20 protein-coding genes and 1 riboswitch are annotated in these 19,575 nt (G+C 72.5%); of the genes, 12 read left to right on the top strand and 8 right to left on the bottom strand.

Going from position 1 to position 19,575, the window contains the following annotated elements:
• Positions 1–28: 28 nt before the first annotated feature.
• The 3 genes from AB0B85_RS02405 to AB0B85_RS02395 all read left to right on the top strand — a co-directional run bounded on the left by AB0B85_RS02405 (position 29) and on the right by AB0B85_RS02395 (position 2,192).
• Positions 29–337 carry a WXG100 family type VII secretion target gene (locus AB0B85_RS02405; protein ID WP_357402700.1) on the top strand — a complete coding sequence of 103 codons (309 nt, stop codon included), beginning with the start codon at positions 29–31 and terminating at the stop codon, positions 335–337.
• Positions 338–362: 25 nt separating this feature from the next.
• Positions 363–641, top strand: coding sequence for a WXG100 family type VII secretion target (locus AB0B85_RS02400; protein ID WP_357402698.1), 279 nt, complete (start codon positions 363–365; stop codon positions 639–641).
• An 81-nt stretch (positions 642–722) separates the two neighbouring features.
• A complete protein-coding gene (locus tag AB0B85_RS02395; protein ID WP_357402696.1) occupies positions 723–2,192 on the top strand; it encodes a S8 family serine peptidase in 1,470 nt (489 codons plus the stop codon).
• 117 nt (positions 2,193–2,309) lie between these two features.
• Here the strand turns inward: AB0B85_RS02395 and mycP are convergent, their stop codons facing one another.
• Together mycP and AB0B85_RS02385 are read right to left on the bottom strand one after the other, a co-directional pair.
• Positions 2,310–3,551, bottom strand: coding sequence for a type VII secretion-associated serine protease mycosin (gene mycP / locus AB0B85_RS02390; RefSeq protein WP_357402694.1), 1,242 nt, complete (start codon positions 3,549–3,551; stop codon positions 2,310–2,312).
• A 50-nt stretch (positions 3,552–3,601) separates the two neighbouring features.
• Complete coding sequence (locus AB0B85_RS02385; protein WP_357402692.1) at positions 3,602–3,937, bottom strand: MarR family winged helix-turn-helix transcriptional regulator; 336 nt, start codon at positions 3,935–3,937, stop codon at positions 3,602–3,604.
• 226 nt (positions 3,938–4,163) lie between these two features.
• On the opposite strand from AB0B85_RS02385, the gene AB0B85_RS02380 reads away from it, so the two are divergent.
• On the top strand, positions 4,164–4,886 hold the full coding sequence (locus AB0B85_RS02380; protein ID WP_357402690.1) for a carbonic anhydrase: 723 nt from the start codon (positions 4,164–4,166) through the stop codon (positions 4,884–4,886).
• A gap of 57 nt (positions 4,887–4,943) precedes the next feature.
• Here the strand turns inward: AB0B85_RS02380 and AB0B85_RS02375 are convergent, their stop codons facing one another.
• Complete coding sequence (locus AB0B85_RS02375) at positions 4,944–5,963, bottom strand: hypothetical protein (RefSeq protein ID WP_357402688.1); 1,020 nt, start codon at positions 5,961–5,963, stop codon at positions 4,944–4,946.
• Between the two features lie 4 nt (positions 5,964–5,967).
• Positions 5,968–6,098: riboswitch (cyclic di-AMP (ydaO/yuaA leader) on the bottom strand.
• A gap of 166 nt (positions 6,099–6,264) precedes the next feature.
• Positions 6,265–7,635, bottom strand: a complete 1,371-nt coding sequence (locus AB0B85_RS02370) for a YibE/F family protein (RefSeq protein ID WP_357402686.1) — start codon at positions 7,633–7,635, stop codon at positions 6,265–6,267.
• Positions 7,636–8,034: 399 nt separating this feature from the next.
• Here AB0B85_RS02370 and AB0B85_RS02365 point away from each other — a divergent pair, with 399 nt between their 5' ends.
• The gene (locus AB0B85_RS02365) at positions 8,035–9,990 is read left to right on the top strand and encodes a copper-translocating P-type ATPase (protein ID WP_357402684.1); all 1,956 of its coding nucleotides are present in this window, start codon (positions 8,035–8,037) and stop codon (positions 9,988–9,990) included.
• 6 nt (positions 9,991–9,996) lie between these two features.
• On the opposite strand, the gene AB0B85_RS02360 is transcribed toward AB0B85_RS02365, so the two are convergent.
• Positions 9,997–10,293: a metal-sensitive transcriptional regulator gene (locus tag AB0B85_RS02360; RefSeq protein ID WP_354971810.1), complete on the bottom strand. Its 297-nt coding sequence runs from the start codon at positions 10,291–10,293 to the stop codon at positions 9,997–9,999.
• A gap of 95 nt (positions 10,294–10,388) precedes the next feature.
• Between AB0B85_RS02360 and AB0B85_RS02355 the strand changes: the two genes are divergently transcribed.
• The 7 genes from AB0B85_RS02355 (at position 10,389) to AB0B85_RS02325 (ending at position 16,429) form a co-directional block, all read left to right on the top strand.
• Complete coding sequence (locus AB0B85_RS02355) at positions 10,389–10,598, top strand: copper ion binding protein (RefSeq protein WP_357402682.1); 210 nt, start codon at positions 10,389–10,391, stop codon at positions 10,596–10,598.
• A gap of 13 nt (positions 10,599–10,611) precedes the next feature.
• The gene (locus AB0B85_RS02350) at positions 10,612–11,553 is read left to right on the top strand and encodes a hypothetical protein (protein ID WP_357402680.1); all 942 of its coding nucleotides are present in this window, start codon (positions 10,612–10,614) and stop codon (positions 11,551–11,553) included.
• Positions 11,554–11,565: 12 nt separating this feature from the next.
• Positions 11,566–13,809, top strand: a complete 2,244-nt coding sequence (locus tag AB0B85_RS02345; RefSeq protein WP_357402678.1) for a heavy metal translocating P-type ATPase — start codon at positions 11,566–11,568, stop codon at positions 13,807–13,809.
• Between the two features lie 80 nt (positions 13,810–13,889).
• A complete protein-coding gene (locus tag AB0B85_RS02340; protein ID WP_278137166.1) occupies positions 13,890–14,063 on the top strand; it encodes a CsbD family protein in 174 nt (57 codons plus the stop codon).
• A 165-nt stretch (positions 14,064–14,228) separates the two neighbouring features.
• A complete protein-coding gene (locus tag AB0B85_RS02335) occupies positions 14,229–14,579 on the top strand; it encodes a helix-turn-helix domain-containing protein (protein ID WP_357402676.1) in 351 nt (116 codons plus the stop codon).
• Positions 14,576–14,845, top strand: coding sequence for a hypothetical protein (locus AB0B85_RS02330; RefSeq protein WP_357402674.1), 270 nt, complete (start codon positions 14,576–14,578; stop codon positions 14,843–14,845). Before AB0B85_RS02335 ends, AB0B85_RS02330 begins: the two co-directional genes overlap by 4 nt.
• 120 nt (positions 14,846–14,965) lie before the next feature.
• A complete protein-coding gene (locus AB0B85_RS02325) occupies positions 14,966–16,429 on the top strand; it encodes an alpha/beta hydrolase (RefSeq protein WP_357402672.1) in 1,464 nt (487 codons plus the stop codon).
• Between the two features lie 24 nt (positions 16,430–16,453).
• On the opposite strand, the gene AB0B85_RS02320 is transcribed toward AB0B85_RS02325, so the two are convergent.
• The 3 genes from AB0B85_RS02320 to AB0B85_RS02310 all read right to left on the bottom strand — a co-directional run bounded on the left by AB0B85_RS02320 (position 16,454) and on the right by AB0B85_RS02310 (position 19,518).
• Positions 16,454–17,731: a DUF6596 domain-containing protein gene (locus tag AB0B85_RS02320; RefSeq protein ID WP_357402670.1), complete on the bottom strand. Its 1,278-nt coding sequence runs from the start codon at positions 17,729–17,731 to the stop codon at positions 16,454–16,456.
• Positions 17,728–18,084, bottom strand: coding sequence for a YciI family protein (locus AB0B85_RS02315; protein WP_357402852.1), 357 nt, complete (start codon positions 18,082–18,084; stop codon positions 17,728–17,730). The genes AB0B85_RS02320 and AB0B85_RS02315 overlap by 4 nt, the downstream gene beginning before the upstream one ends.
• Before the next feature lie 147 nt (positions 18,085–18,231).
• Positions 18,232–19,518, bottom strand: coding sequence for a DUF2786 domain-containing protein (locus AB0B85_RS02310; RefSeq protein WP_357402668.1), 1,287 nt, complete (start codon positions 19,516–19,518; stop codon positions 18,232–18,234).
• Positions 19,519–19,575: the final 57 nt, after the last annotated feature.

Raw genomic sequence — 19,575 nt, 5'->3', positions numbered from 1 at the left:
ACCACAACATGACGGAAGGGTGTGAAGCATGGCGTTCGAGGTCGAAGCTTCGACTCTGCATACCGCCGCGAGTGACGTGCGGTCCACGCGCAGTGAGGTCGACGGCGAGCTGAAGAAGCTGTGGAACGTCGTCGACGACCTGGCCATGGCGTGGAAGGGTCAGGCGTCCACGGGTTTCCAGTCGCTGATGACGCGCTGGAACGAAGACACGGTCAAGCTGCTGACGGCGATGGACAACATCGCCGACCTGCTCGACAAGTCGGGTACGACGCATCAGGTCAACGACGAAGAGCAGCAGCAGATGTTGGACAAGTTCCACTCTGCTCTCAACCCGTGATCCGCAGCCAGCAGAGGAGGAAATCGTGACGATCAAAGTTGACTACGCGGTCCTCGAGAGCAGCAATCAGCAGATGCAGGCCATCTCGAAGACGCTCGAGGAAAAGCTCGACACGCTCCGGTCCATGCTGACCAAGCTCCACTGGGACGGCGAGGACCGGGTTGCCTACGAGCAGCACCAGGCGAAGTGGGACACGGCGGTCCGGGACATCAACCGGATCCTGAACGAGATCGGCGGTGCCGTCGGCATCGCTCGGGAAAACTACCTCACCACCGAGATGAGCAACTCCAAGGTGTGGGGCTGAGCCACTGATCGGTGCGGCTCCGGTCCGGTTCACCCGGGCCGGAGCCGCATTGTGTCGGCGTCGGCGAGGTACGGGGGATCGATGCGTACGGGGAAGCCCTTCCGATCGGCACGGGCTGTGGGCGCGGCCGCGCTGGCGCTGTGCGCCGCGCTGGCCCCGGCCGTGACTGTCATGCCGACGCCAGCCCGGGCCGCGGACACGGTCCGCGGTTATCAGTGGTACCTGGACTATCTGAAAATCCCTGCCGCGCACAAGATCACCAAGGGCGCGGGTGTCGTGGTCGCAGTCGTCGACAGTGGGGTCGAGGCCAACCATCCCGACCTGCGCGGCCAGGTGCTCGCCGGGCACGGCACCAACGCGATGGCCGCCAGGGACGGCCGGCGTGACGACGACAAGGAAAAGGGGCACGGCACCTCGATGGCCGGCATCATCGCCGGGCGCGGCGGTGGCAATATGCACGTGCTGGGCATCGCCCCGGCCGCGAAGATCCTCCCGGTCTCCACGGGCGCCAATTTCGACAGCCAAGACGTGCTCCTGGGCGTCCGGTGGGCCGCGGACAACGGAGCTGACGTCATCAACCTCTCGCTCGGCGACGAGGGGACGGCCCCGCCGGAACTGGTGGACGCCATCAACTACGCGCTGAGCAAGGACGCCGTGGTGGTCGCCTCCGCGGGCAACATCGAGCAGGGCGACCGACAGGTCATCGCACCGGCCAACATCCCCGGCGTCATCGCCGTCTCCGGGTTCGACAAGCGGGGTGGCTTCTTCGCCGGCTCCGTGCAGGGCCCGGAGGTCGTCATCGCGAGTCCGATGGAGAGCATTATCCGGCCGGCGCCCAAGGTGGTCTCGCCGAACGGTTACTCGCTCGGCAGCGGCACCAGTTCGGCGGCGGCCATCATCTCCGGGGTGGTGGCGCTGATCCGCGCTGAGTACCCGAAGCTCGATGCGCCCAACGTCATCAACCGCCTGATCGAAACTGCCCGCGACGCCGGGCCGGCCGGCCGGGACCCCCAGTTCGGCTTCGGGCGGGTCGACCCGATCGCCGCCCTGACCCGCTCGGTGCCCGCCGTGACGGCGAACCCGCTGCTGAAGGGCGAGGCCCCCGGCCCGACCCGTCCCGGCCGCGCCACCCCACCCGGCGACGATGCCGGCCCGGCGATCGAGTTCGGCGTCTCGAACAAGGCCGGCGCGATCGTCCAGGTGGGACTCTGCCTGGGCGTGCCTATCATCGGGCTGGTCGTGCTGCTGGTGGTGCTGCGACGCCGCAAGCGGCGTACCCCGCCGGCGACGGTCGCTCCGTACCCCGGCGCACCCGGCATGCCGCCACCCGGCTGGCCCGCCAGCCATCCGCCGGCGGCTGGCTACAGCCCGCCGCCCGTCCCTGGGCACAGCCCGCCGCCCGTCCCTGGGCACGGCCCGCCGGGCCAGCCCGGGTACCCGCCGTCCGGCTATCCACCGGCGGGTCAACCGCCCTCGCCGACCGCTCCGGTGCCCGGCCCGTCCGGCTGGCCAGGTCTGGGCCCGCCGCCGGGTCCGTATCAGCAGCAGTGAGCGCACACCGTCAGCCGGGTTTCAGGGAGCGGCCCGATGGCGGTCGACCGGACCAACCCACCGAGAAACGGCCCCTTGATGCCGGTGCCGGTGTGGGCGGCGCGCCGACGAGTCGGCTCAGCCGGTGACGGGCTCGTCGGTGCGGCGGCCGGGGCGCCAGCCGCGTTGGCGGCCCCGGGCCACGATCGGCCGGGCGACAAGCAGCAGCAGGGCCAGCAGCCCGCCGACCGCCGCGGCCCAGATCGCGGCGGTGCGCTGCCAGCCCAGTGGGTCCTGCGGCGCGACCGGAGCCGGGAGCGCGGCGGCCGGCGGGTTGGCCCGGGTGCCCAGCAGGCCCGACACCGCCCGGTACGGGTTGACCACGCCGTAGCCGATGTCACTGTTGTGACCCTCCGGCGGATTGTCCGCCGTGCGCTGCAGCCGTTCGGCGACCTGTGCCGGGGTGAGGTCCGGGTAGGCGGACCGGACCAGCGCGGCCACTCCCGAGACGTACGCGGCGGCAAAGCTGGTGCCGCCGGCCGGCTCGGCGCGGTAGCCGGACCCCTGAGGTGCCGGCCCGATGATGTTCAGCCCTGGTGCGGCGATGTCGACATAGTCGCCGCTTGTCGAGCTGCCCACGTGACCGCCCTGCTCGTCGACTCCGCCGACCGCGATCACGCCGGGGTGCGCGGCGGGGTAGCCCGGACGGTCCTGCTGATCCTCCTTCCGGTTGCCGGCGGCGGCGACCAGCACCACCCGCTGGGCCAGCGCACGGTCGACGGCCGCCGTCAGCTCGGGAACAGGCACTGTCGTGAGGGACAGGTTGATCACGTCGGCGCCCTGTTCGACAGCAAAGTCGATCGCTGCGGCGATCTGCAGGGGAAGGTCGGGGTCCCTGGTGTCCTTGAGGTCCGGCAGGACCCGGAGGGGCAGAATGCGGGCGGCCGGCGCGACGCCGCTGAACGGGGCGCCGGTGCCCTCCCGGCCGGCGATGATGCCGGCGATCATCGTGCCGTGCCCGACCAGATCGCACTGGCCCTGTCTGGCTGCCAGGTTGCTGAAGTCGCGACCCTCGAGCACCTGGCCCGCGAGCAGCGGGTGGACGGCGGAGACCCCGGAGTCGATGACCGCGACTGTCACTCCGGCACCCCGGGACAGCGGCCACGCCGCGGACGGCTCCAGCCGGCGCAGCGCCCACGGCATCGCTGTCAGGCTCTCCGCACTGGCCGGGCCGCAGGCCGACGGTGCCGCCCGGGCCGGTGCGGGTGCGATCAGCGCGGTGCCGAGCAGGGCCGCCAGGGCTCCACTGAGGACACTGCGAGCGACACGGGCGCTGCGGTGGAACGGATTGGTCGCGCTCAACGGCGGGCATTCGCGCACCCGCAGAGATTACCGCTGCGCCCGGTCCGGTAGCGGCCCGGCGACGGGGGTCACGTCTCGGGACCGACCTCGGTGTCGGGCTCGTCGGCGAACAGGGCCAGCAGGTCGCCGACCTGGCGGTCGGCTTCGGCGGGGTGTCGGAACCGGCCGGCCGGGTTGAGGGTGTATTCGTTGCGCCGTCCGACCCGGGTGCGGTGCAGGTAACCGCCGGCTTCCAGGTCGGCGACGATCGCCTGCGCGGCCCGTTCGGTCACCCCGACCTCGGCCGCTACCTCGCGGAGCCGGGCGGTGGGGTTGCGGCCGATGGCCAGCAGCACGTGCCCGTGGTTGGTGAGGAACGTCCAGTTCCGCCCGCCGCCGGTCTCGCCCGTCGGGGTGCTCGCCATCGTGTGACCGCCTCTCCGGGCGTCCGCCCTGACCCTGGGAGTCTCGCCCCCCGTGCGTCAGGTGGATTACCCAGGGTGCGAACCGACGTCAACCTATGAAATCTAAATCACGCATCCCTTGACGCATCTTAGGGTGCGTGTGACGGTGGAGCCCGAGCCAGCGCCGCCGCCGGCCCGGCTGACAAGCCACCTGACCAGGCCAGACGCGTGAAGACGAGGTGCGGGGATGAGTCGTGCTGGAACTCCCGACGGGCAGCCGGGTCCGCAGCGGAGCGCCGACCGGGCGCCCGCACTCAGCGAGCCGGTCCGGGCGTACGCCGAGCTGACCGCCGGAAACGTGCGCTTCGTCAGCGGCGCCCCACGCCACCCCAACCAGGACGCCGGGCACCGGGCCGCCGTGGCCGACGGGCAGCACCCGTTCGCGGTGATCGTCGGCTGCTCCGACTCCCGACTGGCCGCCGAGATCATCTTTGACCGAGGGCTGGGTGACCTGTTCGTGGTCCGCACGGCCGGGCACACCACCGGCCCGGAGGTGCTCGGCAGCGTGGAGTACGCGGTGGCCGTCCTGGGCACCCCCCTGGTGGTCGTGCTCGGCCACGACTCGTGCGGGGCGGTGCAGGCGGCGCGGGAATCCGTCGCGACCGGCACCCAACCGGCCGGGCACCTGCCGGCGGTGGTAGATGCAGTGCTGCCCAGTCTGCGTCGGGCCGAGGCCGAGGGCGTGGACGACATCGACGGCATCGTCGACATCCACATCGCGCAGACCGTCGAGACGTTGCTCCGGCAGTCGCCGGTGCTGGCCGCCGAGGTGGAGCGGGGGCGCTGCGCTGTGGTGGGCGTGTCGTACCGGCTCGCCGCCGGAGTGGTGCGCCCGGTGGCCGCCGTGCCGGCCGGCTTCGCGACGCTCGGCGTGCCGGCCGGGTCGGCTGACCCGGCTGCTGCCGCCTGACCTGCCGAGGGCCGCCCCGCAGTACGCGGAGCGGCCCTCGGCAACAGGTGGCGCGGGTCAGAGCATCGACATGTGTACGTGGTCGGTGTGGTTCGACGGTCCGCTGTAGGACTTCCAGCCGGTCGCCGGGAACCAGATCTGCCGGTTCCAGATCACGTAGTAGATGCCGAGCCGGTCGGCGTTGCGGATGAGGAACGCGGCCACGTTGTTGCCGTACATCCGGGTGTCGTTGTTGTGCCACGGGCTGAAGCCGCTCTTCTGCAACGACCAGTCGCAGGCGCGGCCCTTCGGGTGCTCGTACGGTCCACCGTTGCGGTGACAGCCGACGAACCGGTTGAATCCGGCGGCCTTGACTTCCTTGTACGCGTGCAGCGTCCGCGGCGTGACGCAACCGGACGTGGTCGGGTCCTTCTCGCTGCAGGACTGCGGCTTCCAGTCACCGTCGGCGGTGCGACCCGGGCCGATCTTGGCGACCTTCGAGGTGGCGTCGACCAGGCCGCCGGTGAAGCCCTTGCCGCCGACCAGGGCGAGCGCCTTGTCGGCCTCGCTCTTGCGCTTGGCCATCACGGCGGTCTGCTTCTGCTGCTCCCGGACCTCGGTGTCGAGGAGCAGTTTGGCCTGCTCGGCGCGGGACTTCGCCGCGTTGACCTCGGCGAGCTTGTTCTCGTTCACCATGTTGATCTCGTCGAGCATCGCGGCGCGCTGGACGAACGTGTCCGGGGCGTCGCTCTCCAGCAGCATCGCGAGCGCGCCGATCCGACCGGTCCGGTACGACTGGGCGGCGATCTGCCCGACCTGTGGTGTCAGTGCGTCCAGGTCGGCCTTGGCCCGGTCCACCTCCAGCGCCAACTCCAACTGCCGCTTCTTGGATTTGTCCAGCTTGGACTTGGCGGCGGAGTAGTCGCGGTTGACCTGCTCGATGAGGTCGGTGATGAGCTTGGGCTCGTCGTCCTCCTCGTGCCCGGATGGTGTGGGGGTCGTCGGAGCGGCGTGGGCCGGGAGAGGCCCGGCGAGCACGGTCAGTGCGGCGATCACGGCCACCACGGGTGTCAACCAGCGGCGTAGGGGTGCCGTCACAATGTTCCCTTCCCTCGACCGCCGACCGGGTTAGCTGACGGGTTCGGGGCGGAAGTGGCCCCTACCGCTGACGCGGATTCACCCCACACACCTGGGTCCCCGGCTCGCCGGTTGGCGATTGGGCGGTGGCACCGCAGGCGCCGCTTCGCGCCTTCATCGGTAACCGGCAGCGAGGTTACCCGAGAGTCGACTCGGTGAGCTACGCCTGGATGCCGACCAAAAGTGTCATTTCGCCATAGCGTTTGGTAACCAGTGACGCGGTTCTCAGGGGGGAGACCCGATCTGGTCACGCTGAGGAGTGTCACCATGCCGTATCCGTGCTCCTGTTCGACTCCGGCCACCCGTCGGTGGCGGTGGATGCGGGCCGGGTCCGCGTCTCGTCCGGCTCGTCGGATCGCGCCGTCCGCGGCGCGTTGAGGGCGGCAAGTGCCTCCGCCGGGTCCGGTTGGGGGCGCGGCCCGGGGGCGTCGCCCGGCGGCGTGGCGTCGACACGTCCGGCCGTGGTCACGATCGCGGCCAGCCCGGTGGTCAGTGGCACGGCGGCGATCAGCCCGAGTGTGGCGACCGCGCTGCGGACGATTTCCTGCGCGAGGAACTCGCTCGTGAGAATCTGCCCGATCGGCCGCGAGTCGGCGGTGAGCAGGAGCAGGAGGGGCAGCGACGCGCCCGCGTACGCCAACACGATGGTGTTGACGGTGGAGGCGATGTGCGCGCGGCCGACGCGGGTCGCCGCCCGGTACAGCTGTATCCGGGTCAGCCCGGGATTGGCGTTCGCCAACTCGGTGACGGTGGCGGCCTGGGTGACCGTCACGTCGTCGAGCACCCCGAGCGAACCGATGATGATCCCGGCGAGCAGCAGGCCGTGCAGGTCCACGTCACCCTGGAACATCGACAGTGTCGTCGCCTCCTCACTGCCGAAGCCGGTGAGGTGGGTCGCCGCGGTGGCGATGGTGGCGAGCGCGCCGGTCAGTACCAGGCTGCCCAGGGTGCCGAGCACCGCGACCGAGGTCTGCGCGGTGACGCCGTGGGTCAGATAGAGCACCACGAACATGATCAGGGCGGCGCCGACCACCGCCACCAGCAGCGGTGATCTGCCGGCACCGATGCCCGGCAGTACGAAGGTGAGCAGGATGGCGAAGCTGGCCGCCAACCCGCCGAGCGCGGCCAGCCCCCGCCACCGGCCGAACGCGACGATCGCGGCAGCGAAGACCACCGCCAGCCACACGAGGGGAGTGCCGCGCTGGTGCTCGGCGATGTTCCAGTTGCTGGTGGCGGGATCGGTAGGGTCGGTCAACTGGACCAGGATGACCTCGTCGCCGACGTCCACCCGTGGTGCGCCCGGACCGTCGGGCACCGGTGTCCGCACCTGCTGGCCGGCGGCGGGGCCGTCGTCCACCCGGACGTCGACAGTGCCGCACGGCCCGGCGCCGGTCCTGGGTGTGTCCTCGGGGCTCGACGGCAGCGGCGGGCACGGCTCGGTCACCACGCGGGTCACCGTGCCGGCGTAGCGCGGCACGTCCGCTCCTCCGTCGGTCTGCGTCGCTCCTCCGCGCGGCCAGAGCAGTGCCGCGGCGAGCACTGTGGCGACGAAGAGGGGCACCACCGTCACGACGAGGATCCGTCGCACCCGGGGCGGGGCGGACGGCGCGGGACGGGCGTGGTCGGAACCCAAGTCGAGACTCCCAACGATCCGGTGCGGGATACGTGTCAGCGGGCCGCGCGGTTCACCGTTTCGACGCGAACGCGCCGGACGGCGGTGCGGTTCGCTGCCTGCCGACCGCCTGATCACTGACGGTCAGTGCGCGGCCGGTCGGCCGCGTCACCACGCCGTCGCGGCGTCCGGATGTGCGGCGGCATGCGCAGGGCGATCATGGGAGATGCTAGTCAGCCCACCGGGAGGTTGCCGGGCGCGCCGGAGCGTCGAGCGGCCGAACCGCCCGCGTGGTGGCCGTCGGGCCGGCATGTTGGAAGCATGTCCGCTCCGACCCCACCCGAGCACCCACAGCGCGCTGCACCCGTGCCGCACGAAAAGCACGCCGGACACGACAAGCACGCCGGGCACGATCCTGCCATGTTCCGCCGCCGGTTCTGGGTCTGCCTGGTGCTCACCGTCCCGGTGGTGCTGACGAGTCACCTCGTGTCGGATCGGCTGGGCCTGGCCGGAGGCGCTGGCTCCTGGGTGGGGCCGGTGCTCGGCTCGGTGGTGTTCTGGTGGGGCGGTTGGCCGTTCCTGGTCGGTGCGATCCGGGAGGTGCGCGACCGGGCGCCCGGGATGATGCTGCTCGTCGCGATGGCGATCACCGTCGCCTACACCGCGTCCCTGGCCACCAGCCTGGGTGCCTTCGACCTGGACTTCTGGTGGGAGTTGGCAGCGCTGGTCACCATCATGCTGCTCGGGCACTGGCAGGAGATGAAGGCCATCGGGCAGGCCCGGGGGGCGCTGGCGGCGCTGGCCGCGCTGCTGCCGGACGAGGCGGAACGGGTGGCGGCGGACGGCCGGATCGAGGTGGTGCCGGTGACCGTGCTGCGGCTCGACGACGTGGTGCTGGTCCGGCCGGGGGGTCGGGTGCCGGCGGACGGCCGGGTCGTCGGCGGTGGCGCCGAACTGGACGAGTCGATGATCACTGGCGAGTCGCGACCGGTCGCGCGGTCGACAGGTGACCGGGTGGTGGCCGGCACCGTCGCCACCGACTCGGCGATCCGGGTCCGGGTGGAGGCGGTGGGTGAGCAGACCGCCCTCGCCGGCATCCAGCGGATGGTCGCGCAGGCCCAGGGCTCCGGCGGGCGGGCCCAACTGCTTGCCGACCGGTTCGCCGCCGCGCTGTTCTACCTGGCAACCGGCACCGCCGTGCTGACCGTGCTGGTCTGGACCGCGCTCGGTCAGCCGGACCAGGCGGTGGTCCGTGCGGTCACCGTCCTGGTGATCGCCTGTCCGCACGCGCTTGGTCTCGCCATCCCGCTTGTCGTCGCGCTCTCCACCGGCCTCGCCGCGCGGTCCGGGATCCTGGTGAAGGACCGGTTGGCGTTGGAACGGATGCGCACCGTCGGCGCGGTGCTCTTCGACAAGACCGGCACGCTGACCCGGGGTGAGCACGGGGTGACCGACCTGGTGACGGCGGCGGGCGTCGGACGGGACGAGGTGCTGCGGATCGCGGCGGCCGTCGAGTCGGACAGCGAACATCCGTTGGCCCGGGCGATCGTGGCGGCGGCCGAGCCCGGTGGCGCGGCCCGGGCCGTCGGGTTCCGGTCCCTGCCGGGCCGCGGTGTGCAGGCGACAGTCGACGGCACGGAGTACGCGGTGGGCGGGCCGGCTCTGCTGCGGGAGCTGGGTCTCGTGCTCCCCGCCGACGTGGCGGCGGCGACCGGGCGGTGGTCGGCGCGGGGTGCCGCGGTGCTGCACCTGGTGCGGCTGCCGGCGGCGGTGCTCGGTGCGTTCGCGCTTACCGACGAGGTACGTCCGGAGGCCCGGCGCGCGGTCGACGAGCTGCGTGCCGAGGGGATCCGGACCATCGCCATGATCACTGGTGACGCCCGGCCGGTGGCCGAGGCGGTCGCCGCCGACCTCGGCTTCCGGCCCGGCGTCGACGAGGTCTTCGCCGAGGTGTTGCCGGCCGAGAAGGACGATCGGGTGGCCGAGCTTCAGCGGCGGGGGCTGGTGGTGGCGATGGTCGGCGACGGGGTGAACGACGCGCCGGCGCTGGCCCGGGCGGACGTGGGCATCGCGATCGGGGCGGGCACCGATGTGGCGATCGAGTCCGCCGGGGTGGTGCTGGCGTCCTCGGACCCGCGCGGGGTGGGCGCGGTGGTCCGGCTGTCCCGGGCGTCGTACCGGAAGATGCGGCAGAACCTGGCCTGGGCGGCCGGCTACAACGTGGTGGCGTTGCCGCTGGCCGCCGGGGTGCTGTCCGGGGCCGGTGTGGCGTTGAGCCCGGCGGCGGCCGCGGTGCTGATGTCCGCGTCCACGATCGTGGTGGCGCTCAACGCGCAGTTGCTGCGCCGGGTCCGGCTCGGGCCCGCCCCGGACTGAGGGCGGTCAGCCGCGCTTCATCAGCCGGCCGACCGCCGCCATCATCTCGTTGGCCATCTCGTCGGCCCGGCCTTCGGCGGCGCCCTCGTGCATGCAGTGCCGGGCGTGCCCGTCGAGCAGCCCGAGGGCCACCTTGTCGAGGGCGGCCTGGATGGCGGAGATCTGGGTGAGCACGTCGATGCAGTAGCGGTCGTCGTCGACCATCTTCTCGATGCCCCGGACCTGCCCCTCGACGCGGCGGAGCCGCGCGAGCAGCTGGTCCTTGCTGGCGGTGTATCCGCGGATCGGGGTGGGTGCGGTCATGTCGGCAAGGATAGCGTACCCCCAGGGGGTATGGTACGGTCCTATCTCGTAGAGATACCCCCACCGGGTACCGGTACCGCGAAGGAGACGATCCGATGGTCAACACGACGTACCAGGTGCAGGGCATGACCTGTGGGCACTGCGTCAGCGCGGTGAGCGCCGAGGTCGGCGCCATCGCCGGCGTACGTGACGTCCAGGTCGACCTCGCCGCCGGCCGGGTCACCGTCAGCAGCGATGAGCCCCTGGACACCGCGGTTGTCCGGGCCGCCGTCGACGAGGCCGGTTACGACCTCGTCGACGCGTGATCGGCGGGCCGGCATGCGCACCGTGACGAAACTGGCCGGGTTCGCCGTCGGCCTGGCGGCGGTCTTCGGCGCGACGTACGGGGTCGGCCGGGTGGCCGATCGCAGCACTGTGGTCGAGGGCCGGCACGACGGCGAGGCCAGCCCGGCGGCGGACGAGCACGCCGAAACGGCCGACCGGTTCCCCGGCGGCCTGCTCGTCTCCCAGAGCGGCTACACCCTCGAACCGGTCGACGCCCCGGTCGGCGAGTTCGCCTTCCGGATCGCCGGCCCGGACGGCCGCCCGGTCACCGGGTACGAGGTGGCACACGACAAGACGATGCACCTGATCGTCGCCCGCCGGGACCTCTCCGGTTTCCGCCACGTGCACCCCGACCTGGCCCCGGACGGCACCTGGCGGGTCGACACCCCGCTGACCGGCCCCGGGCAGTGGCGGGCGTTCGCCGACTTCACCCCGACCGGGGGTGAGCCGCTGACGCTCGGCGTGGACGTGACAGTCCCCGGCGAGCTGACCGAACGACCGCTGCCCGCACCGGCGACAAGCACCACCGTCGACGGCTACACGGTCACCCTCACCGGTTCGCCGCAGCCCGGTCGCACCGCCCCGCTCACCTTCACCGTCAGCCGGGACGGGCAGCCGGTCACCGACCTGGAGCCCTACCTGGGCGCGTACGGGCACCTGGTGGCACTGCGTCGGGGCGACCTCGCGTACCTGCACGTGCATCCGGACGGGACGCCGGGCGACGGCCGGACCCGGCCCGGTCCGACGGTCGGCTTCCTCGCCGAGGTGCCCTCGGCCGGCAGCTACCGGCTCTACCTCGACTTCCAGCACGGCGGAACCGTGCACACCGCCGAGTTCACAGTCGTCGCCGGCACCCCGCCGGCCGGGAACGACCCGAGCGGACCCGCGCCGAGCGGCGGCGCCGACCACGGCACCCCCGGGCACGGGCACAACTGACGGGACCAGACCATGACCACCACCAGTAGACCGCTGCCCGAGGCACCCAACCGGATCGAGTTGGCGATCGGCGGGATGACCTGCGCCGCCTGCGCCGCCCGGATCGAGAAGAAGCTCAACCGGATGGACGGGGTGAGTGCCGCGGTCAACTACGCGACCGAGAAGGCCACCGTCCGGTACGACGACGGGGTCACACCCGACGACCTGATCGAGACCGTGCGCAAGACCGGGTACTCGGCGGCGCTGCCGTCGCCGCCCACCGCCACCGAGGAGCCGGTGGACTCGCTGAAGGGTCCGCGTACCCGGCTCTGGGTCTCGGTGCTGCTCAGCGTGCCGGTGGTCCTGCTGGCCATGGTGCCGGCCTGGCAGTTCGACTACTGGCAGTGGCTGTCGCTGACCCTGGCCGCCCCGGTGGTGGTCTGGGGTGGGCTGCCGTTCCACCGGGCCGCCTGGACCAACCTGCGGCACGGCGCGGCGACGATGGACACTCTTGTCTCGCTCGGCACCCTCGCCGCGTTCGGCTGGTCGCTCTGGGCGCTCTTCCTCGGTGACGCCGGCATGCCCGGCATGACGCACCCGTTCCGCTTCGACATCACCCGCACCGACGGTGCCGGCAACATCTACCTGGAGGCCGCCGCCGGGGTGACGGTGTTCATCCTGGCCGGCCGCTACTTCGAGGCCCGCTCCAAGCAAACCGCGGGTGCGGCCCTGCGTGCCCTGCTCGAGCTCGGCGCCAAGGAGGTGGCGGTGCTGCGCGGCGGGGTGGAGACCCTGATCCCGGTGGAGCAGCTCGCCGTCGGTGACCGGTTCGTGGTGCGTCCCGGGGAGAAGATCGCCACCGACGGGGTGGTCGACGAGGGCACCTCCGCCGTGGACGCCAGCATGCTCACCGGTGAGTCGGTGCCGGTCGAGGTCGGTCCCGGCGACGGTGTGGTCGGCGCCACCATCAACGCGGGTGGCCGCCTGATCGTCAGCGCCACCCGGGTCGGCGCAGATACCCAACTCGCCCGGATGGCGGACCTGGTCGAGCAGGCGCAGAGCGGTAAGGCCGCAGTGCAGCGGCTCGCGGACCGGATCTCCGGGGTCTTCGTGCCGATCGTGATCACGCTCGCCGTCGGCACGCTCGGCTGGTGGCTCGGCACCGGGGCCGGCCCGACCGCCGCGTTCACCGCCGCCGTCGCCGTGCTGATCATCGCCTGCCCCTGCGCGCTCGGCCTGGCCACCCCGACCGCGCTGCTGGTCGGCACCGGCCGGGGCGCGCAACTCGGTGTGCTGATCAAGGGGCCGGAGGTGCTGGAGTCGACCCGCCGGGTGGACACCGTCGTGTTGGACAAGACCGGCACCGTGACGACCGGACGGATGACCCTGGTGGATGTGCTGCCAACAAGCGGCACCGATCGTGGCGAGCTGCTGCGGCTCGCCGGTGCGGTGGAGGCCGCCTCCGAGCATCCGATCGCCCGGGCGGTCGCGGCGGGTGCCGCCGAGGCGGGGTCGCTGCCCCCGGTGACCGGTTTCGGCAACCTCGAAGGGCTGGGCGTGACCGGCACTGTCGACGGAAGGGTAGTGCTTGTCGGTCGGGTCCGGCTGCTGCGGGAACGGGAGTTCGACGTACCGCCCGAGGTCGAGGAGGCTGTCCGCGACGCGGCAGCCGCCGGCCGTACGGCGATCGTCGCGGCCTGGGACGGGCGGGCCCGGGGGGTGCTCGCGGTCGCCGACGTGGTCCGGCCGACCAGCCGGGCGGCGGTGGCCCGGCTGCGGGCGCTGGGGCTCACCCCGGTCCTGCTGACCGGGGACAACGCCACGGTGGCCGGCGCGATCGCCGCCGAGGTGGGCATCGACGAGGTGATCGCCGAGGTGCTGCCGGCCGGCAAGGTCGACGTGGTCAAGCGGCTCCAGGCGCAGGGGCGGTCGGTGGCGATGGTCGGTGACGGGGTCAACGACGCCCCGGCGCTGGCCCAGGCCGACCTGGGGTTGGCCATGGGCACCGGCACCGACGTGGCGATCGAGGCGTCCGACCTCACCCTGGTCCGGGGTGATCTGGACGCCGCGGTGGACGCCATCCGGTTGTCCCGACGCACGCTCGGCATCATCCGGGGCAACCTGTTCTGGGCGTTCGGCTACAACGTGGCGGCCCTGCCGCTGGCCGCCGCCGGGCTGCTCAACCCGATGATCGCCGGTGCCACCATGGCGTTCTCCTCGGTCTTCGTGGTGGCCAACAGTCTGCGACTGCGCCGGTTCCGGTCGGCCGATCGCTGACTGTGACGGCCGTGATGGTTGGACCGGTGCCGGCGGGGGTACTGCTTGGGGCGTAGCGACGCTTGCAATGGAGGTTGGCAATGGGATTCGACGACAAGATCAACAACGCCAGCGAGGACGCGGCCGGCAAGCTGAAGGAAGGCGCCGGTCGGGCCACCGACAACGAGCAGCTCGAGGCCGAGGGTCGTGCTGACCAGTCCACGGCCAAGCTCAAGCAGGCGGGCGAGAAGATCAAGGACGCCTTCAAGAGCTGACGTACGACGTAACCCGCACGCCGGGTCGGTGATCATTCACCGGCCCGGCGTGTCTGTGTGTCCGGCCCCGACTCGCGACCCTGAGATCCCCCTGATTCCGTTCTCGGCCCGCACCGCCGCGCCGGCACACCTGCTAGCTTCCTTTTGCATGTGCGAGGGCTTGTTGTGAGCAGCAGCGCTTCGTCGCCGACCGGCGACGATCTGGTCCGGGCGCTGGCCGCGTTGGCCAACCCGCACCGGCTGCGGATCGTCGCCGCGCTGGCCCGCGAGCGTGCCTACGTCAGCGGGCTGGCCCGACAACTGGGCATCAGCCGGGCGCTGTTGCAGGTCCACCTACGGAAGCTGGCGGCGGCCGGGCTGGTCACCGCCAGCCTGGAGTTGTCGGAGGACGGGAAGGCAATGAACTACTACGAGGTGCAGCCGTTCGTGCTCACCCTCACCCCCGAGATCATCGCGGCGGCGGCCGAGACGCTGACCGTGCCCGACTCGGCCGACCAGCCGGGAGCGAACCGATGAGCGACCACGACTGGACCGAGGTGGTCGGCGCGATCGGCATCTTCGCCCTGCTGATCAGCGTGTTCACGGTGACCGTCGTGCAGCTCGCCAAGACCCGGCGGGCCCGGTACGAGGCGTCCCGGGCGGACGACTACCGCCAGCTCGCCGAGACGGCCGCCCAGGCGCAGGCGGAGAACGCCCGACTGCTCGCGGCCATGGACGGTCGGCTGGGCGGGATGGAGACCCGGATGACCAAACTCGAACGCGTCCTGCTCGAGGTCGACTGACCACGGCCGAAGGTCCCGGGCCGTCGAGCGGCTACTCGACGACCCGGGCGGAAGCAGCATCACCTCGCCCAGCGGGCGAGTTTCACCGGTAACGCTCCCTCCAGGAGAGGACAGCACCTCATGCTGCGTGTACGCAAATCAGCAGTCGGCTGGACGGTCGCCCTGGCCCTCACCGCCGCCGGGCTGACCCCGGCGACCCCGGCCGCCGCCCACCCGACGATCGACTGGCACCCCTGCGCCACGGACACCTCCGCCGAGTGCGGCACCCTGTCGCTGCCTGTCGACTGGAACCGACCCCGCGGGGAGCACTTCGACCTGGCGCTGGCCCGCCGGGCCGCCAAGCCGGCCACCCGCGAGGGTGCGCTTGTCTTCGGCCCCGGCGGCCCCGGTGACAGCGGGGTCGACCGGGTGGTCAACGGCAGCTCCCGGTTCAGCGCCGACCTGCGCCGCCGCTTCGACATCGTCAGCTTCGACCCGCGCGGCACCGGCGGCAGCCACCCGGTGGTCTGCGCCCGGGAACTACTCGCCCGGCAACCGCAACTGATCGCCGACCAGGCCCAGTTCGACGCCACGCTGGCCGGCAACGCGCTGCTGCGCGCCGACTGTCGGGCCCGCACCGGGCCGCTCTACGACCACGTGGACACGACAAGTGCCGCCCGTGACCTCGACGCGGTCCGCGCCGCGCTCGGCGAGCGGCAGTTGACCTTCCACGGCAGCTCGTACGGCACCCTGCTCGGGCAGCGGTACGCCGAGCTGTACCCCGACCGGGTCCGAGCCATGGTGCTGGAGGCGACGATGGACCACAGCGTCGGCACCCGCGCCTTCCTCGACAGTCAGGCCCGCACCGCCGAGGGCGCGTTCGACGAGTTCGTCGCCTGGTGTGACAGGTCCAGCGCGTGCGCCCTACACGGGCGGGACCTCCGGACGATCTGGGCCGGGCTGCGCGCCCGGGCCGAGGCAGGCACGCTTACCGACCCGAAACGGCCAGGGGTCGTGCTGACCCCGTTCGAGCTGGTCCGGCTCACCCACAAGGAGTTCTACGACACCGTGCGCTGGCCGGGGCTGGCCGGCTGGCTCGCCACGATGGACGCGGGCGCCGCGTCGCCCGCCGCGCTCCCGGCCGACACCAGGGCGGCCGGCGACGCCGTCGCGGCGTACCCCTTCGCGGTCTTCTGTCAGGATTGGAGCCTGCCCGTCCGGGACTACCGGGAGTACGCCGCACACCTGCGCCGGACGGCCCGACTCGCACCGGACCTGCGGTACCCACCGGCCCTGTTCGCTCTCGTCACCTGCCTGGGCACCCCCACCCCGGTGGCCAATCCGCAGCACCGGTTGCGGGTCCACACCGACGTGCCGCTGCTTGTCGCCGCCACGGTGCACGACCCGGCCAGCGGATACGACTGGTCCCGCAACGTGGCCCGTCAGCTGGGTCAGCACGGCGTGCTGCTCACCTACCAGGGCTGGGGGCACGGCAGCTACACCACAAGCGTCCAGTGTGTGGGCCGAGCGGTCGACTCCTACCTGATCGACAAGGTGGTGCCGGCCCGAGGCGTCACCTGTCCGGCCGTCGACCCCGACGCGTGACAGCGCGCCGCCGGCCGTCCGGGGTCAGCTCGGCCCGCCGGCCGGCGGTGGTCGGACGCCGCCCAGACGGGCGGCCCGGCGCTCCAGGTAGCGCTGCTCGGGCCGACTCGTGGTGCCCCGGGCCGCGCTGAGGTACGCCTCCCGCGCCGCGCCGGTCTCCCCGGCCAGCTCCAGCAGGTGCGCCCGGACGGCGGCGAGCCGGTGGTGCCCGGCGGTGCGTTCGTCGGCGTCCAGCGGGGCGAGCAGGGCGAGTCCGGCCCGCGCGCCGTCCACCATGGCCACCGCCACCGCTTGGTTCAGGGTGACCATCGGGTTCGGCGCGATCCGGGCCAGCAGCCGGTAGAGCGCGACGATCTGTCGCCAGTCCGTCTGCGCCGCCGTCGGCGCCTCGGCGTGCACCGCGGCGATCGCCGCCTGGAGTTGGTACGGGCCGGGCGGCGACCAGGTCAACGCGTCGGTGATCAGCGTGATCCCCTCGGCGGTGGCTGTCGCGTCCCACCGGCTGCGGTCCTGCTCGGCGAGCGGCACCAACTCCCCGTCCGGGCCGAGCCGCGCCGCCCGGTGCGCGTCGGTGAGCAGCATCAACGCCAGCAGACCGGTCACCTCGCCGTCGTCGGGCAGCAGCCCGTGCAGGATGCGCGCCAGCCGGATCGCCTCGCCGGTCAGTTCGGCCCGGTGTAGATCCGGGCCACTGGACGCGGTGTAGCCCTCATTGAAGATCAGGTAGAGCACCCGGAGCACGGTGCGCAGCCGCTCGTCCCGTTCGGCGGGGCCGGGCATTGTGAACCGGGCGCCGGCGGCCTCGATCCGCTGCTTGGCGCGGCGGATCCGTTGACTCATCGTCGCCTCCGGCAGCAGGTGTGCCCGGGCGATCTGGGCGGTGCTGAGACCGCCGACCGCGCGCAGGGTGAGCGCCACCTGCGCCGACCCGGTAAGCGCCGGATGGCAGCAGAGGAACAGCAGGGTGAGGGTGTCGTCGGCGTCCGGCACGGCGGGCTCCGCGTCGGCCGCCGGAGCCACCCCGGCGGACGCCGGCTCGCGCAGCGTCACCGCCAGCTCGCGGTCCCGGCGGGCGTGCTCGCTGCGCCACTCGTCGGTGAGCCGGCGGGTGGCCACGGTGAGCAGCCAGGCGCGCGGACTGTCCGGTACGCCTTGCGCGGGCCACTGGGTGGCGGCGGCGAGCAGCGCCTCCTGCACCGCGTCCTCGCACCTGTCGAACTGACCGTACCGGCGGACCAGCAGGCCGAGGACCTGCGGCGCGACAGTGCGCAGCAGGTCCTCGACCGTCCGGTCGTCTGTCACATCTCCGCTCCGGCCTCGTCCATGATCGGGCGGACCTCCATGGCACCGCCGAAGCGCACGTCCGGCCAGCGGGCGGCGATCTCGGCGGCCCGCTGCGGGCCGTCGCAGTCGACCGCCAGGTAGCCGGCGAACTGCTCCTTGCTCTCCATGAACGGCCCGTCGATGACCTCGGCCCGGCCGTCGACTGCCCGGACCGTCAACGTCTGCGCCGGGTTGGCCAGCGCCTGGCCGCCGATCAGCTCGCCGGTCTCGGTCAACTCCTTCATGATCTCGTCGACCTCACCGAACAGGGCGGTGCGGTCCTGCTCGGACAGCTCCTCGGTGAAGCCGGGCCGGTTCCAGATCAGCAGCATGTACTTCACGGCGACGCTCCTCAGGCTCTGCACGCGCCCCGGTCGGGGCGCGACTCATCGCAGGGTCGGAGCCGACAACCCGTTCCCTACGGCGTACCGAAGAAAATCGCAGATATCTTCGCTGGTGGTGATCCCACGCCGGGCGGTTCAGCGCCGATCGGGCCGGCCCGGCACCTGGCGGGGCTTCCGCCCGCCCCCGACGTCGAGCGATGCCCGGTCGGCGGCCGAGGTGCCCGACGACCAACCCTCGGCGTCGCGCACGCTCAGTCGGTGCCGGGTGACACCGGGGAAGAGGGTGTCCAGCCGCTCCCGGACCGCCTCACCCCGGGCGGCGAGCACCGGCAGCAGCCGCTCCGCCCCGGCCGTGTCGGCCGTCGCCTGATCCGCCGCGTCGGTGGCCGCCTCGGTGGCCACGCGCAGCCGCTCGCCGATCCGCAGCGCGAACGCGTTGAGGAACGACTCGTCCCAGACCTTCGTCCGTCGTCCCGATCCGGGCCGGCGCTCGGCCCGCCCGCGCAGCATGGCGGCGGTGGCCTGCACCAGCAGCGAGGTGTAGAGCAACTCCACCGCCACCAGGTCGGCCGGCCAGCCCAGCACTGTGGCGAAGCCGAGATCGTCGGACCAGACCGCCTCACACCTGTTCGCCGCCGCCACCTCCTGCACCAGCAGGGCCTTGGCACCCGCGTACGGGGTGTCGGTGCTCAGGCGGACCCCGCCGGGCACGTCGCCGCGCGCCGACCCGGCGGCCAGCAGCGCCTCGTCGATGCTGTGCCGGGCGATCAGCTCCTGCGCCTTCCCGGTCAGCGCCTCCGCCTCGGCCGGGAAGGTCGTCGACTCGGCCTTGGCCAGTAGCGCCCGGACCCGATCCAGCATCGGCGACCCGCTGCGCGCCGGACCGGCCGAGCGGGCGGTCGCCGCGCCGTTCGACCCGGGTGGCGGGCGCAGTACCGCGATCGGCGGCAGGCTCTCCACAAGCGCGATGACGTCCACGGCTGTGCGCAGCGCGTCGACCCGGTCCAGCCCCTCCCGGGCGGACCAGCCGGCCAGCACGTCCGCGGCGTTCGCCCGCCCCTCGGTGGTCAAGTCGCGTAGCTGCTCGTCGAACCAGGCCGGGACCGGATCCGGCTGCTCGCGCCGCTGCACGGCCATCGCGGCGCGGACCAGGCGCGCGGCGCGGGCGTCGAGTCGCCGCGCGGTGATCCGGTCCAGGTCGGCGGGCTGCCAGCCGCGCGGCCAGAGCCGCGTCAGGCCCCGGACCAGGCGGCCCAGCACCGCCGCGTCCACCGCCGTGGTGCCGTCCGCCGCGCCGGTGCCGACGATCAGGTGGTCCAGCTGCCGTTCGGCCTGCCGTACGTCGGCGCCGCGCACCGCCGCGAGTGCGTTGGCGACGAGTTCGTCCGCGTCCGGCACAGGCACCTCCTTCTCGGTTTCCACTGCCCCTCCAGGCTCCATGATCATGCCGTCGGTCGGGTCGGAGTCACGAAACGGGGG

This window comes from Micromonospora sp. NPDC049044 (assembly GCF_040649215.1).
In the GTDB taxonomy this organism is placed as follows: domain Bacteria; phylum Actinomycetota; class Actinomycetes; order Mycobacteriales; family Micromonosporaceae; genus Micromonospora.
The sequence above is the reverse complement of the archived record's forward strand: the minus strand, read 5'-3'. Positions and strand labels throughout refer to the sequence as shown.